The sequence below is a fragment of the Sphingopyxis macrogoltabida genome, from assembly GCF_001314325.1.
Taxonomy (GTDB): Bacteria; Pseudomonadota; Alphaproteobacteria; order Sphingomonadales; family Sphingomonadaceae; genus Sphingopyxis; species Sphingopyxis macrogoltabida.
In genome coordinates this window covers 164,511-177,437 of the sequence record NZ_CP009429.1, presented here as the reverse complement: position 1 = coordinate 177,437, position 12,927 = coordinate 164,511, and the positions used below count along the sequence as shown (strand labels likewise).

The window sequence follows — 12,927 nt, the reverse complement described above, 5'->3', positions numbered from 1 at the left end:
ATGCGAACCTATCGCAATCAACCCTCCGGCACCGTCTCCCGCGCCCGGACATTGCGCAAGGACGCCACCGACGCCGAAAAGCGGATGTGGCGCGCGCTACGTGAAACCTTCCCAGCCCTCAAATGGCGGCGGCAGGTTCCGATCGGCCCCTATTTCGCCGATTTCTTCAGCTTCGCTGCGAAGCTGGTGATCGAGGTGGACGGCGGCCAGCATGCGGACGCGGCATCGCACGACGCCCGCCGCACCGAATTTCTGCAGGCGCAGGGCCTCACCGTCCTGCGCTTCTGGAACAATGACGTCCTCGCCAACACCGAAGGCGTTATGACCCAAATCTCCCTCTCCCTTCGGGCGAGGGAAGGAGCAACGAAGTTGCGGAAGGGTGAGGGCGACCAATCGCCAGCATCCAACCGCCATACACCCTCACCCTCCCAAGGCTGACGCCTTGGGCCCCTCCCTCTCCCGATGGGAGAGGGGTTGGAACCGCCTTCGACCGGAGTTTGACCGATGCCATTGCTGGAAGCCCGCAAGACCTACAAGCCCTTCGAATATCCGTGGGCGTTCGATTTCTGGAAGCGCCAGCAGCAGATCCACTGGGTGCCCGAGGAAGTGCCGCTGGGCGAGGATTGCCGCGACTGGGCGCAGAAGATCAGCGATCACGAACGCAATTTGCTCACCCAGATTTTCCGCTTCTTCACCCAGGCCGATATCGAGGTGCAGGATTGCTACCACGAAAAATATGGCAGCGTGTTCAAGCCGACCGAGATCAAGATGATGCTGACCGCGTTCAGCAACATGGAAACGGTGCATATCGCGGCATACAGCCACCTGCTCGACACCATCGGCATGCCCGAGAGCGAATATGGCATGTTCCTCGAATATGACGAGATGCGCGCCAAGCACGACTATATGCAGCAGTTCGGCGTCGAAAATGACGAGGATATCGCGCGCACCCTCGCGATGTTCGGCGGCTTTACCGAGGGGCTCCAGCTTTTCGCCAGCTTCGCGATGCTGATGAACTTCCCGCGCTTCAACAAGATGAAGGGCATGGGCCAGATCGTGAGCTGGTCGATCCGCGACGAAAGCCTCCACTGCGAAGGCATCATCAAGCTGTTCCACACCTTCACCAAGGAACGCGGCTGCCTGACCAAGGCGGTGAAGGAAGACATCATCGACACCTGCCAGAAGACGGTGCGGCTCGAGGATGCGTTCATCGACCTCGCCTTCGAACAGGGCCCCGTCCCCGGCATGACGCCGAAGGAGATCAAGCGCTACATCCGCTACATCGCCGACTGGCGCCTGGGTCAGCTCGGCTTCCAGCCGATCTACATGATCGACGAACACCCCCTCCCCTGGCTCGCCCCGCTGCTCAACGGCGTCGAGCACGCCAACTTCTTCGAAACGCGCGCCACCGAATATTCGAAGGGCGCGACGCGCGGCGACTGGAACACCGTGTGGACCAGCTTCGACAACCGCAAGAAAGCCAAGACCAGCGACGACGCCCCGGCGGCCGACGCCGAGAACGACGGCGAGGACATGTTCGCCAAAGCCGGCATCGCGGCGGAGTAAGCGACCCTATTAACCCTCCCCTTCAGGGGAGGGGCAGCGAAACTTGCCAGCTTGCTGGCCTAGTGAAGCGGGGTGGGGTTTCGCGAGACAGCACCACGCTCCCGACGAACGAACAACAAGACGTCAGAGGCCAAAATGACCGACAAGAAAAAACTCAAACTCCTCGTCCTCAGCCAGCCCCAGCGCGCAACCCTCGAAGGCCTCTCGAACCGCCGCCCCCAACTCCCCACCGACCCGATCCGCGACGAACTCGTCGAATTGGGACTGGTCGTGCAGCAGGGCGCGAAGTGGACACTGACCCCGACAGGCAAGAAGGTACTCGCGGCGGGATCGAACCGGCGGAATGCGGGTGGGTTTTCGGTTTGAGAAGCCGCAATGTAACTGCCGACTAGTGCAGGGCAGGCTTTGATTTGCACATCTTCATCGACGAATCTGGTACTTTCGCAATACCGGCGGCCGGGCAAACGAGCCCATGTATTGTCGGCGCGCTCATTGTCCCCGACTATACGATTGATCGCCTTTTTCAAAAATATGTGCGACTGCGTCAACATCTGCCCAAGGAGGGAGGCGAGGTAAAAGGGCGACGGCTTAACGAAGCCCAAGTCGATTCCGTCATAACATGGCTCCGACGAAATCACTGTCTTTTCGAAGCTATCGTGATCGAAATGGGACGAGAGTCTGCGACGGATCTTGCAGGACATCAACAAAAGGCAGCCGAGGCGCTAACTGCCAATCTGACAGACCAACATCATCCAGAGCTTGTCGCAGGCGTGAAGAAGCTCAAGTCTCGTCTCGAAGCGATGGCCCTGCCACTCTATGTGCAAGCTGCTCTAATGAACGTGCTACTCGCTCGGATCATACGGGAGCTTCCAGCCTACTGGATACAGCGGCAACCAAAGGAAATTCTCAATTTTCATTGGGTGGTTGACGGTAAGGGGGTTGATAGCGAGACCAGTTCGGAAAACTGGTGGTCGACAACCAAGGCAGGATTCCTCCAGTCGGCGTTAGCTCGCGAACCAGTGATCATGCTGGACTGGTTGGATTATACCGCGTTTGACAACAAATACCTGATGCCGATGCCCGACTATCTGAAAGAAACGATACTTCCTTACGAGCACTGACGTGACCCCCTGGTTTCCACCAGCCGGGATTAGAGCCCAGCAGCTTTGTTGCGCATGAGCGCGGTGTAAGCAATGGCCTGCGCAGCGGAGCCCGAAGGGCGTAGCTGCGCAGGCCATTGCTTATGCAGTTCGGCGGCGAACGCCGCCGGTGTCTCATATCCAAGTGCCGAGTGCGGCCGCGACTGGTTGTAATCTTCGGCCCAGGCCGCGATCACTGTGCGGGCATGGTCGAGGTCGAGGAACAGCGTCTCGTTCAGAAGCTCATCACGCATCCGGCCATTGAAGCTCTCGACATAGCCGTTCTGCATCGGCTTGCCGGGTGCGATATAATGCCACTCGACGCCGACCTCACCGCACCATGCGAGCACCGCGTTCGATGTCAGCTCGGTCCCGTTGTCGCTGACGATCATCCCCGGCCTGCCGCGTTCCTCGATCAGATCGCTGAGCTCGCGCACGACCCGGCGCCCGGAGATCGACGTGTCGGGCACCGCGCGCAGGCACTCCCGCGTCACGTCGTCGACGATGTTGAGCACCCGGAACCGCCGGCCTGACGCCATCTGATCATGCACGAAGTCGAGGCTCCACCGCTGGTTCGGTAGCGCCAGCACCGGTGCGGGCGCCCGAGCACCGATCGCCCGGCGCCGGTTACGTCTTCGTCGGACCATCAGTCCTTCCTCCCGATACAGGCGCTGAGTCTTCTTCCTGTTGATCATCACGCCCTCCCGGCGCAGCAGGATATGCAGGCGTCGATAACCGAACCGGCGACGCTGCTGCGCCAGCTCGCGCAGCTTCTCCCGAACCTCGGCATCGTCACCACGCTGCGACCGGTAGCGCATGCTCTTCCGATCGGCCCCTGTGACACGGCACGCCCGCCGCTCGCTCATCCCATGGCAAGCCTGGAGATGGGCGACCGCTTCCCGCTGAACGGCGGGCGTCACCATTTTTTTGTGAGAAGATCCTTCAGCGCCGCATTGTCGAGCATCGAGTCCGCAAGCAGCCGCTTCAGCTTCGCGTTCTCGTCCTCGAGCGAGCGCAGCCGCTTCGCCTCGGACACCTCCAGGCCGCCATACTTGGCCTTCCAGTTGTAGATCGTTGCTTCCGACACCCCGTGTCGCCGCGCCAGCTCGCCGGTCTTCGCGCCCGCCTCCGCTTCCTTCAATACCCCGATGATCTGCTCTTCCGAAAACCTCAAACGCTTCATCTGTCCGTCCTTCCTTCAAGGCCGGACTCTAATCACTGTTGGAGGAAAATCAGGGGGTCACGTCAGCACGGATATAATCTCAAGCTGCTTTTGGAAGAAGATTTTCGGTTTAACTCGGGCGTCGATTATGGACTCGAATTGGCAGATATCGTGACCAACGCTACACGGCGCGCACTCAAAGGAAATCTTGGTTCGGAAGGTTGGCGGCAGATTCCTGCGCTGATGATCGCGCGCGAACAGGCCCTCTACTTTTGCTCACTGAGTAAGGCAGTCGATAGTTCTCATCTCCCTTACCGCAACGTCGTGATGAAAGCGTTCAGACACGGAGGCCGGGATATGCTCACGGCGGCAAACCGTCGCTAAACACGCATGGATGCCGGATCAAGTCCGGCATGACGAGGCGATCAGAAGCCTCCATTCTAACCCAATCTCGTCACCCCGGACTTGATCCGGGGTCCATCGCCGCCCTAGCCTCCACCCCATGCACGCCGACTTCCAGCCCTGCGCCTATATCATGGCGAGCGCGCGGCACGGCACGCTCTACACCGGCGTCACCTCGCACCTGATCCAGCGCATCTGCCAGCACCGCGACGGCAGCTTCGGCGGCTTCACCGATCGCTATGGCGTGAAGACGCTCGTCTGGTTCGAACTCGCCGCGACGATGCACGCCGCGATCACGCGCGAGAAGCAGATCAAGAATTGGCAGCGGAAGTGGAAGATCGAGCTGATCGAGGCGGCGAACCCGCGGTGGCGCGACTTGGCGGAGGAATTGGGATTGCCGTCCCTTTTCGGGTGATGCCTCTCCCTCCATCGTCATCCCGGACTTGATCCGGGATCCATTCTACGGCCGTGGCTTGGATCCCGGATCAAGTCCGGGATGACGAAAGTGGGAAATGCGCCGCAATTCCCTCAATGCACCGTAACCACCCCCAAACCGCCACCCGCCCGCGCCACCGCGAACATCACCCCGTCGCGCACCACCTCGGGCGGGCCGTCGAGCAGATAGAGCTTCACCAGTTCGCGCGTGACCTCGCTGTCGTCGTCGACGACCAGCCGCAGCGCATGCAGCCCGGTCTCGCCGCGCGTCACCACGACATTGCGGACCAGCGCCAGCGGCCATCGGGTGCTGCCGCCGCGATAGAGCGTCACCCCGTCGTGGCGCAGATAATCGCCGCGCCGCCGCCACACGCCGATCCAATAGGCCCATAAAGTCAGCACCGCGACGATGCCCAGCCCGACCAGCGGCTGCACGAAGACCATCGTCCGCAGCATTTCGGCAAGGCCGCCGTGCCAGTCGAGCCGCGCCGCGAGCACGCCGAGCAGCAGCGCGCAGCCGAACTGCCACGCCACCAGCGGCGCCGCGCGCAGCCGCGCCACCACCACCATATTCCGGTCCCCGCCTGTCATCGCGGCCCAGATAGGCACTCGCACCGCGCCGCGCCACCCCCGCCGCGCCCCCGTGCGGAACGGCCGCGCGAAATAGGACCGCGCGCGCCTTTCCCACATTGCCGCAGCGTGCCAGCCTGCCGCCCTTCGCTCTTTGACCCGTCAATCCGCCCCTCCACCCGCCCGGCCGAATCCCGCCGCGCCGAACATCGCACCCGCGCACGATCTTTGCGACCTTTCGCCCCGGGCGCGCTGTGCGTCACCTTAGCGACCTTTGCCCGGCGCGCACGCCGCCCGCGAGGGTCAAGCCGCCCCCGCCGCGCGACAAACCGTCGCCGCAGGCCGCGCCGCGATGCTATAGTGCCGCCCGGAAGGAGAAAGCCCATGCAGGCCGTAACCGAAGGCGACCGCCGCAAGGAGGTGCGCGTCCTCCTCGAGCAGATTCAGGCGCATCCCGAGCGCGACTGGACCGCGGCGCGCCAGCGCATCGCGACGCTCAACAAGCTGATCGGCACCGGCGCCAAGCCGCACTGATCAAACCGCACGGACCGGCGCTTCGTCGCAGCATCGCGCCGTCCCGCCGCGCCGCGGGCAACGCCGGCTGCCGCCGCCGGGTTTCGCTTCATATCCCCCACGGACATGAAGGAAATCAGTCATGCGCAAGACCCTCAGCCTGCTCGCCACCGGCGCCGCCCTGATCGCCGCCCCCGCCCTCGCGCAAGTCGGCGGCGTCGCCGACGTCAATGCCGGGGCGCAGGTCGGCGTCAATCCCGCCGGCACCGTCGGCGCGGTGACCGACCGCGTCGGCCAGACCGTCGACCGCGTCGATGAAGGCGTCAACCACACGGTCGATGCGACCAAGCTCAAGCTCGCGGCGCGCGAGGATGTCCGCGCCGGCGCGCAGGTCAGCGACAGTAGCGGCAACAGCGTCGGCACCGTCCAGAGCGTCGACGGCGATCAGGCGATCGTCGTCGACGGCGGCAAGCTCTATAATGTGCCGCTGTCGTCGCTCTACAGCCACGCCGAAGGCGCCGCGCACGGGCTGGTGACCAAGCTGCCCAAGACCGACCTCAAGGCGCGCGCCGAGGCCGGCGCGGCGGCCGAAACGCGTTAATTACCCGGAAAGGCGGTCCCGGCGGTCAGCGACACCTGCGTGTCGCTGCCCATCGGGATCACCGTCCGCCCGAACCACACATAGCGCGCAGTCGGCCGGTCGAGGTCGTTGTCGTACAGCCCCGCGGCCTTGGCGGGATCATAGCCCATCCAGCCGAGCGTCGCGGGAAAGATCTGGCTCGCCGAGTGGCCCTGCCGCGGTGCGGCGGCATAGCGCGCCGCGAGCGTATCGGGCAGGAAGGCGAGCAGCGGAATGCGGAACTCGCCCTGCACCGCCTCGCGGCTGCAATGCGGCAGCGCCCCCGGGGTCAGGTTCTGGCCATGGTCGGAGGTGTAGACGACCGCCACCGCGTCGCGATCGACCCCCGCCAGCAGCCGCTCGAAAAACCGCCCCTTCGACCAGCCCAGCGCCGTGTCATATTGCAGCGCGACCGGGCTGTCGGCAGGGATCGCCCCCGCCGGATAATGGTCGCGATACTGGAAATGCACCCCGCGCAGCACCGCAAGGGTGAAGCTCCGCCCCGGCGCCCTCATCTGCCGGTTGAGCGCGTCAGCGATCTTCAGGTCGGTGTCGATGCCGCCGGGCATCGGCCGGAAATCGTCGATCAGCGCGCGTTCTGGCGCCAGCAGCAGATTCTGCGGCGCGCCCGACGTCTGCCCGTCGATCAGCAACGTGCGATAGCCCGCGCGCTTCGCATAGGCCCAGATCGACGGCGTGCGGCGCAGGTCGATCGCCGGCGAGGCGCGGCGAACGTCGACCCCCGAACGCAGCGCGACCTGCGCCGGCGCGCTGCAATTGCCCATGGCCGCAGCGACCCCGAAATCGAGGTGCGGCACCGCCGCCAGCCTCGGCGCGATCAGCCGCGCGAACGGGGCTTCGGCAACACTCTCGTCGATCAGCCACACGATATGGCGCGGCGTCTGGATGGCCGGATCGGGCGTGAGTTCGGGCGCGGCGCGCGGCGGCGGCGCAGGCGCGGTCAGCAGGTCCCAGCCGAGCCCCGGAATGTTACGCTCGGCCCCTTCGGGCCACAGGTCGGCAGTACGATAAAGCAGCGAAGGGAGGGCGAGCAGCGCGATCACCCCCACCGCGACCCCGCGCCCCCACGGCAGCGCCACCGCGCCGCGCAGCAGCCAGTGCGCCGCCGCGAGCAGCGCCAGCGCCGCCGTCGTCTGTGCGCCGGCCATCAGCAGCGGCGCAGTGAACTCGCCCGCCGCATTGCCCGCCTGTCTGGTCTCGGCGATCATCCACGCCAGCGTGCCGCCATCGACCGGCTCGCCGACGATCCCGCTATAACCGTGGTTGACGAGGATCGACGCCCCCGCAAGCGCCAGCAGCAGCGCCGCCCAGCGTCCCGGCAGCAACGCCAGCGCGACCAGCAATATGCCGCCCTGCAGGCCGAGGAACAGCATCGCGCGCACCGCGCTTTCGGTGTCGCCCGCCGCATGGCGATAAAGCACATTGTAGGTCAGCGGATAACGGTTGGCGATGGCATAGCCGGCCGCGAACAGCAGCAGCGCGGCGACAATCCGCCCCGCGCGCGCCCACGACGCCCGATTTGCCCCCTCGCTTCCCATCGCCCCTTCCATAACGGCAGAGCGTTGAAAAATCACCCATAGCCCATTGGCGGCGCCGGTGCAGCGATCCGCCAAAGAAAATGGCCCGCCCCGGGGCGACGGGGCGGGCCAGTTTCAGTGCAGGGGCGCCGGATTGCGCCCGCGGCCCTCTGGTTATCGGTTGTCGCCGCTATTCGGCTTCCTCGAACAGCTCGGCCGCATTGGCGGCGGTCGCCGACAGGCGCACCGTATCGCCATCGACCGATGCGACGAGGCCGGCGGGAATATAATGGTGCTTGCCGCCCTGTCCGTCCTCGGCCTGAGGGCTGTCGGCCCTGGTCAGCTTGATGCGCTCGCCGTCGAGATGGTCGACGGTGCCCAGATGGACGCCGTCGGCGCCGACGACATTCATATGTTCCTTGATCGCGCTATGGTCATGTTCGGCCATGGTCATTCTCCTCGGCGCTCCGCAGCAATCCTGCGGACGTACGCACCATACGCGCGAAATCCCGCTTGGCTCCATCCGGCAGGCCGCCCGAAAGCCGCGCCGCTTTTCAAGCGTCCGCCGGCGCGCTAGCCTGACGCGATGCGTTTCCTCCTTCCGTTCGCCGCGCTCGCGCTTACTGCCGCACCCCTTCCCGCTCTCGCCTGCTCGCCTGCCCCCGGCTATGCCGTGCCGACCAATATGGAGCTGGTCGCCGCGGCGGACATGATCCTGCTCGCGACGGTTACGGGCGGCGCGCAGATGGATGCGGTCGACGGCCCCGACGCCATGCGCATCGACATTGCGCCCGTGACCGCGCTCAAGGGCGATATGGCGGCGGCCCCGACGACGCTGCCGATCGCACTCGCGCCCGACCGCTTCGCGATTCCCAGCAACCCCTATGATCTCGAAAACGCCCACCCGCTCGCCCAGATCGGCGGCTGCATCCGCTATATGGTGCCGAAAGGATCGCGCCTGCTCTTCTTTCTCGACCGACGCGAGGGCCAATGGGTGCCCGCGGGCGGCCCGTTCAGCCGCTGGGCCGAGGATGTGCTGACCGATGACGCGCCCTGGCTGCAACTCGTGCGTTTTTATGTCGAGGTCGCGGCGCGCCCCGAAGGCGAACGCGCCACGGCGCTCGCAGCCCGCCGGGATGAATGGGCGGCCAAGGACGACGATCCGGTCGCGCAGTTGCTCGCCGCCGACGTCGCTCGCCAGCTCGCCGGCCCGAACCAGCCGCTTCGCGACGAAGGGCCGTGGATGGACCCCGACGCGCCGGCCGAGACCGCGCCCGAGCCGGAATAGCCTGCCCGCGAGGCCCTTCAGCACCAGGGGCGGCGATATCCTTCCCATCGCCGCGCCAGCCCCTCGTCGACAAGCTGGTCGCCGATGCTGGCCCCGCCGCGCGTCACGATCCGCAGCTTGCGGCCGTGCACATCGGTATCGCGGTCCGCTTCATCGAGGGTGAACGCACCTTCGTTGAGCAATGTGCGCAGGCGTCGGGTCGCCGCTTCGCCGAGCACCGCCTCCTCCGCGCAGCGGGCCGGATGGGTTTCCGGGGTATCAATGTCCGCGATCCGGTATTTTTCACCCTCGAACCGGAAGGTATCGCCATCGACGACGCAATTGCGGCCGCCGCCGCTGTGACAGAAGCCGAAGCGCGCCGTCAGCCGGTCGGGTGCTACGGCGGGAGCGCCGGGTTGCACGAGCGCTGCACCGGTGTCGCGCGCCTCGGGACGTTCGATGACTGAGGGCGTGCCGAGTGCGCCGCTAATGCCCGCCGTGGCCAGCAACAGCCACAGGGCAAAGCCGGCTTGGGTGCGGCGGCGATACGAAACGCGCCGGCGGCGTGAACCAGGGTGATGCCGGGCGACGAGATGAGCCATATGGCCCGCCCTGCCACAAGGGGCTCAGCGAAATCCCGACCGGCCTCCGCCGCTATGGCGTGCAATCGCCGCTATCCTATCCGGAGCGGCACCGTAGTCGACCGACCGGACTGCCCTCATGGAATTCAGGGCGCGCCGCGCGGTCCGTCGTCCTCGATACCCTCTTCGCCGAGTTCGCCATCCTCATCGTCGTCGCTGCGCTCGCCGCGATAGGCATCCATGTCGATCCGGCCCGACCGCTCCATCTGGCGCATATGGTCGACCAGATCTTGCGCGTCGTCGCTCTCGTCGCGGCTTTTGACCTTGTCGCTGTCTTCCAGCCGGCGTTCGCGCCGGGCGGCCTCGGCGACGGTTTGTGCCTGCGCCTCTTCATCCTGCTGCTCGCGGTTGAGCGCCTCGGGGGCGTCCGCTTCGGGCTTGCGCGGGGTATCGGCCATGACCGGCTCCATAGCTGGGCCCGCCGGACCGGAAAGCCCGCGCGGGCAAGGGGGATGGCCTGAAAACGCCCGTCCGGCCGCCGCAGTTCCTCAACCGGCGCTCGCCAGCACCTTATTTTCGATAACGCGAATAAAGGCTTCGGGGTCCTGCGCGCCGGGGATCAGCATCCGTCCGGCGAGGATGAAGGCGGGGACGCCGGTGATATTCTGGTCGGCCCAATAGGCTTCCTCGGTGCGCACCATCTCGCCGAATTCGCCGCCTGCGAGAATCGCCGCCGCCCGCGTCCGGTCGAGCCCGGCCGAGGCCGCGACGTCGGCCAGCACCTCCGGGTCGCCGACATCGCGATTGTCGGTGAAATGGGCGCGGAACAGCGCCAGTTTCAGCGCCGTTTGCACGCCGGTCGCCGCTTCCTGCTCGGGGTCTTCGAGCGCCCCTGCCCAGGTCAGCAGGCGATGCGCATCGAAACTGTTGCGCATCCGGAAATCGGGCCCGCGGTTAAAGGTGAAGCCCAGTTCGGCGGCAATCCCCGCCATCCGCCCGCTGTTCGCGCGGCTCTGGTCGGCGATGCCATATTTGCGCATGACGTGCGCAGCAGCGTCCTCGCCCTCGGGCGGCATGTCGGGGTTGAGTTCGAACGGATGCCACTGGACGCGAAAGTCCAGCCGTCCCGCAAAATGCGCCATCACCCGCTCGAACTTCAGCCAGCCGATGATACACCAGGGGCACATGACGTCCGACACGATATCGACGGTCAAGCGCGGCACGCGCGGTTCGGTCATGGCAATCCTCCTCGAACGGCAGGATCGGCCTGCCCGATTTCAGGGCGCACGGCGATCCTTACCCGACCGCCGGTCGCCCTTGCGACGTTCGGGGCCCTTGTAACCGGGATCGTCGGCGATCCGCCGTTCGTCCGATCGTCGATCCGGACCGCCTCGCTTGTCGTCGTCAGACATCATGGTTTCTCCTTCCATCACTGGAAACAAGGAGCGACCCGCAGAGATGATAGCCCAGTCCCGATGGAAAGGACAGGATCGACGATTTCTCCGCCTTAATGCACCGAAGTCCCTTCGGGGTCGCTCGCCCCATCGGTGTTCCGGCCGATCGCGGGGCGCGACAACACCCACCAGCTCCCGACCATCAGCGCCACGGACAGCGCCTCGATGATCATTGCCTGGATGATGCCCGAATTGACCGGATCGCCGCTCGCCGCGCCGAACAAGCGGCCCGCGAGCGCCGTGCCGTAGAGCGCGGCCGGGACCAGCAAAGCGCGCAGCCAGCCCGGAACCAGCGCGCCGAGCGCCGCGGCGCCCGCGGCGACAAGGAAAAAGGCCGACAGGTCGGCACGGATCGTGTTGGTCGCCGTACCCTCGACGAGGATGCCGAAGGTTTCCGTATAGCTTAGAGGATCGAACAATCCCCGCATGCCGACGATGACGAAAAAGACCGCCCACAGCAGGACCGCGCCACGCAAAACCCAGTTGATCATGGTTTTTCTCCCTTGCCGCCGAAGCTGCGGCATTGCGGGGAGAAGTTCAATCTATTCCGGCGCGAAGGTCGCTTCGATCCAGCAGCCGCCGAGCACGCGGCTCTCGTCGGCGGCGTCATAGATCACCGCCGCCTGCCCCGGGGCGACGCCATATTCCGGCGCTGCGAAGATCAGCCGGTCGCCGGTCACCCGCGCCGCGACCGGCCGCGCCATGCTCCGGACCTTCGCCAGCACCTCGCGGCCTTCGACATCGGCCAGCCAGTTCCCTTCGCCCAGCCGGGCCCCTGACACCGCGAGCGCGCGACGCGGCCCAACGACCACCTGCTTTGCTTCGGCATCGAGGCGGACGACATAAAGCGGCTCGGCCTGCCCGCCGATCTCGATCCCGCGCCGCTGGCCGACGGTGTAATGGATGAGCCCCTTGTGTGCGCCCAGCACCGTGCCGTCGACATGGACGATATCGCCCTGGTCGTCCGCCTCGGGGCGCAGCTTCCTGACCAGCGTCGCATAATCGCCGTCGGGGACGAAGCAGATATCCTGACTGTCGGGTTTGCCCGCAACACCGAGTCCGAGGTCGCGCGCGATTTCGCGCACGACGCTCTTCTCGAGCCCGCCGAGCGGAAAGCGTAGAAAGTCGAGCTGGTCCTGCGTCGTCGCGAACAGGAAATAACTCTGGTCGCGCGCCGGATCGACGGCGCGGTGCAACTCGGCGCCCGCGGGTCCCATCACCCGCCGCACATAATGGCCGGTCGCCAGACAGTCGGCGCCGAGGTCCTTCGCCAGCCGGAACAGGTCGGTGAACTTCACCCCCATGTTGCAGCGCACGCACGGGATGGGCGTCCTGCCGCTCAGATATTCGTCGGCAAACTGGTCGATCACCGTATCGCGAAAGCGGCTTTCATGATCATAGACATGATGCGCAAAGCCCAGCCGGTCGGCGACCGCGCGTGCATCGCGGATATCCTGCCCGGCGCAGCACGCCCCGACCCGCTTCGCCTTCGCGCCATGATCGTAAAGCTGCAGCGTCACACCGATCACCTCGGCACCCGACCGCGCAGCCAGCGCCGCGACCACGCTCGAATCGACTCCGCCCGACATCGCGACGACGATCCGCCGGTCCTTCAGCGGATCATCGAGTTGGAAGTCGCCCCGGGCGAGCCCGGCAGGGGAAAATGCGGTGGCCATGATGC

General features: G+C 65.7%; 18 protein-coding genes. 8 read left to right on the top strand and 10 right to left on the bottom strand.

Features of this window, described 5'->3' with window-relative positions; translation table 11 throughout:
- The 4 genes from LH19_RS00890 (at position 1) to LH19_RS28320 (ending at position 2,687) form a co-directional block, all read left to right on the top strand.
- Positions 1–438 (top strand): endonuclease domain-containing protein, encoded by a 438-nt coding sequence (locus LH19_RS00890; protein WP_054724106.1) that lies wholly within the window; start codon positions 1–3, stop codon positions 436–438.
- Between the two features lie 66 nt (positions 439–504).
- A complete protein-coding gene (locus LH19_RS00885) occupies positions 505–1,566 on the top strand; it encodes a ribonucleotide-diphosphate reductase subunit beta (protein ID WP_054724104.1) in 1,062 nt (353 codons plus the stop codon).
- Positions 1,567–1,701: 135 nt separating this feature from the next.
- Entirely contained in the window at positions 1,702–1,932 is a 231-nt protein-coding gene (locus LH19_RS00880; RefSeq protein WP_054724102.1) for a hypothetical protein, read from the top strand.
- Between the two features lie 44 nt (positions 1,933–1,976).
- Complete coding sequence (locus tag LH19_RS28320; protein ID WP_145923319.1) at positions 1,977–2,687, top strand: hypothetical protein; 711 nt, start codon at positions 1,977–1,979, stop codon at positions 2,685–2,687.
- Between the two features lie 29 nt (positions 2,688–2,716).
- Here the strand turns inward: LH19_RS28320 and LH19_RS00870 are convergent.
- A protein-coding gene (locus LH19_RS00870; RefSeq protein WP_145923318.1) for an IS3-like element ISSpma3 family transposase occupies positions 2,717–3,888 on the bottom strand; the annotation gives its coding sequence in 2 pieces (ribosomal slippage) (positions 2,717–3,636 and positions 3,636–3,888; 1,173 coding nt in all).
- A gap of 481 nt (positions 3,889–4,369) precedes the next feature.
- Here LH19_RS00870 and LH19_RS00860 point away from each other — a divergent pair.
- Positions 4,370–4,684, top strand: coding sequence for a GIY-YIG nuclease family protein (locus LH19_RS00860; protein WP_054724084.1), 315 nt, complete (start codon positions 4,370–4,372; stop codon positions 4,682–4,684).
- A gap of 113 nt (positions 4,685–4,797) precedes the next feature.
- Here the strand turns inward: LH19_RS00860 and LH19_RS00855 are convergent, their stop codons facing one another.
- Positions 4,798–5,274 (bottom strand): hypothetical protein, encoded by a 477-nt coding sequence (locus tag LH19_RS00855; RefSeq protein WP_054724082.1) that lies wholly within the window; start codon positions 5,272–5,274, stop codon positions 4,798–4,800.
- Positions 5,275–5,658: 384 nt separating this feature from the next.
- Between LH19_RS00855 and LH19_RS28970 the strand changes: the two genes are divergently transcribed.
- Both LH19_RS28970 and LH19_RS00850 read left to right on the top strand, forming a co-directional pair.
- Complete coding sequence (locus tag LH19_RS28970; RefSeq protein ID WP_167346262.1) at positions 5,659–5,808, top strand: hypothetical protein; 150 nt, start codon at positions 5,659–5,661, stop codon at positions 5,806–5,808.
- Between the two features lie 121 nt (positions 5,809–5,929).
- Complete coding sequence (locus LH19_RS00850; protein WP_054724080.1) at positions 5,930–6,388, top strand: hypothetical protein; 459 nt, start codon at positions 5,930–5,932, stop codon at positions 6,386–6,388.
- Here the strand turns inward: LH19_RS00850 and LH19_RS00845 are convergent.
- Both LH19_RS00845 and LH19_RS00840 read right to left on the bottom strand, forming a co-directional pair.
- Complete coding sequence (locus tag LH19_RS00845) at positions 6,385–7,965, bottom strand: sulfatase-like hydrolase/transferase (RefSeq protein WP_145923317.1); 1,581 nt, start codon at positions 7,963–7,965, stop codon at positions 6,385–6,387. The genes LH19_RS00850 and LH19_RS00845 overlap by 4 nt on opposite strands.
- Before the next feature lie 169 nt (positions 7,966–8,134).
- Positions 8,135–8,392, bottom strand: coding sequence for a DUF2171 domain-containing protein (locus LH19_RS00840; protein ID WP_054586486.1), 258 nt, complete (start codon positions 8,390–8,392; stop codon positions 8,135–8,137).
- A 138-nt stretch (positions 8,393–8,530) separates the two neighbouring features.
- On the opposite strand from LH19_RS00840, the gene LH19_RS00835 reads away from it, so the two are divergent.
- The gene (locus tag LH19_RS00835) at positions 8,531–9,232 is read left to right on the top strand and encodes a hypothetical protein (RefSeq protein ID WP_054724076.1); all 702 of its coding nucleotides are present in this window, start codon (positions 8,531–8,533) and stop codon (positions 9,230–9,232) included.
- Between the two features lie 17 nt (positions 9,233–9,249).
- On the opposite strand, the gene LH19_RS00830 is transcribed toward LH19_RS00835, so the two are convergent.
- The 6 genes from LH19_RS00830 to mnmA all read right to left on the bottom strand — a co-directional run bounded on the left by LH19_RS00830 (position 9,250) and on the right by mnmA (position 12,922).
- Positions 9,250–9,813 (bottom strand): thermonuclease family protein, encoded by a 564-nt coding sequence (locus tag LH19_RS00830; RefSeq protein ID WP_082395362.1) that lies wholly within the window; start codon positions 9,811–9,813, stop codon positions 9,250–9,252.
- Between the two features lie 125 nt (positions 9,814–9,938).
- Positions 9,939–10,250, bottom strand: coding sequence for a hypothetical protein (locus LH19_RS00825; protein WP_082396171.1), 312 nt, complete (start codon positions 10,248–10,250; stop codon positions 9,939–9,941).
- A gap of 90 nt (positions 10,251–10,340) precedes the next feature.
- Complete coding sequence (locus LH19_RS00820) at positions 10,341–11,030, bottom strand: DsbA family oxidoreductase (protein ID WP_054724071.1); 690 nt, start codon at positions 11,028–11,030, stop codon at positions 10,341–10,343.
- 39 nt (positions 11,031–11,069) lie between these two features.
- Positions 11,070–11,207 (bottom strand): hypothetical protein, encoded by a 138-nt coding sequence (locus LH19_RS28965; protein ID WP_167346261.1) that lies wholly within the window; start codon positions 11,205–11,207, stop codon positions 11,070–11,072.
- A 92-nt stretch (positions 11,208–11,299) separates the two neighbouring features.
- Positions 11,300–11,737 (bottom strand): hypothetical protein, encoded by a 438-nt coding sequence (locus LH19_RS00815; protein WP_054724069.1) that lies wholly within the window; start codon positions 11,735–11,737, stop codon positions 11,300–11,302.
- 51 nt (positions 11,738–11,788) lie between these two features.
- The gene (gene mnmA / locus LH19_RS00810; RefSeq protein WP_054732793.1) at positions 11,789–12,922 is read right to left on the bottom strand and encodes a tRNA 2-thiouridine(34) synthase MnmA; all 1,134 of its coding nucleotides are present in this window, start codon (positions 12,920–12,922) and stop codon (positions 11,789–11,791) included.
- Between the last annotated feature and the right edge of the window lie 5 nt (positions 12,923–12,927).

What these genes read in the sequence shown, in the direction of transcription:
- LH19_RS00890 (WP_054724106.1), top strand. Translation starts at nt 1, where the DNA reads ATGCGAACCTATCGCAATCAACCCTCCGGCACCGTCTCCCGCGCCCGG.
- LH19_RS00885 (WP_054724104.1), top strand. Translation starts at nt 505, where the DNA reads ATGCCATTGCTGGAAGCCCGCAAGACCTACAAGCCCTTCGAATATCCG.
- LH19_RS00880 (WP_054724102.1), top strand. Translation starts at nt 1,702, where the DNA reads ATGACCGACAAGAAAAAACTCAAACTCCTCGTCCTCAGCCAGCCCCAG.
- LH19_RS00860 (WP_054724084.1), top strand. Translation starts at nt 4,370, where the DNA reads ATGCACGCCGACTTCCAGCCCTGCGCCTATATCATGGCGAGCGCGCGG.
- LH19_RS00855 (WP_054724082.1), bottom strand. Translation starts at nt 5,274, where the DNA reads ATGGTGGTGGTGGCGCGGCTGCGCGCGGCGCCGCTGGTGGCGTGGCAG.
- LH19_RS28970 (WP_167346262.1), top strand. Translation starts at nt 5,659, where the DNA reads ATGCAGGCCGTAACCGAAGGCGACCGCCGCAAGGAGGTGCGCGTCCTC.
- LH19_RS00850 (WP_054724080.1), top strand. Translation starts at nt 5,930, where the DNA reads ATGCGCAAGACCCTCAGCCTGCTCGCCACCGGCGCCGCCCTGATCGCC.
- LH19_RS00845 (WP_145923317.1), bottom strand. Translation starts at nt 7,965, where the DNA reads ATGGGAAGCGAGGGGGCAAATCGGGCGTCGTGGGCGCGCGCGGGGCGG.
- LH19_RS00840 (WP_054586486.1), bottom strand. Translation starts at nt 8,392, where the DNA reads ATGGCCGAACATGACCATAGCGCGATCAAGGAACATATGAATGTCGTC.
- LH19_RS00835 (WP_054724076.1), top strand. Translation starts at nt 8,531, where the DNA reads ATGCGTTTCCTCCTTCCGTTCGCCGCGCTCGCGCTTACTGCCGCACCC.
- LH19_RS00830 (WP_082395362.1), bottom strand. Translation starts at nt 9,813, where the DNA reads ATGGCTCATCTCGTCGCCCGGCATCACCCTGGTTCACGCCGCCGGCGC.
- LH19_RS00825 (WP_082396171.1), bottom strand. Translation starts at nt 10,250, where the DNA reads ATGGCCGATACCCCGCGCAAGCCCGAAGCGGACGCCCCCGAGGCGCTC.
- LH19_RS00820 (WP_054724071.1), bottom strand. Translation starts at nt 11,030, where the DNA reads ATGACCGAACCGCGCGTGCCGCGCTTGACCGTCGATATCGTGTCGGAC.
- LH19_RS28965 (WP_167346261.1), bottom strand. Translation starts at nt 11,207, where the DNA reads ATGATGTCTGACGACGACAAGCGAGGCGGTCCGGATCGACGATCGGAC.
- LH19_RS00815 (WP_054724069.1), bottom strand. Translation starts at nt 11,737, where the DNA reads ATGATCAACTGGGTTTTGCGTGGCGCGGTCCTGCTGTGGGCGGTCTTT.
- mnmA (WP_054732793.1), bottom strand. Translation starts at nt 12,922, where the DNA reads ATGGCCACCGCATTTTCCCCTGCCGGGCTCGCCCGGGGCGACTTCCAA.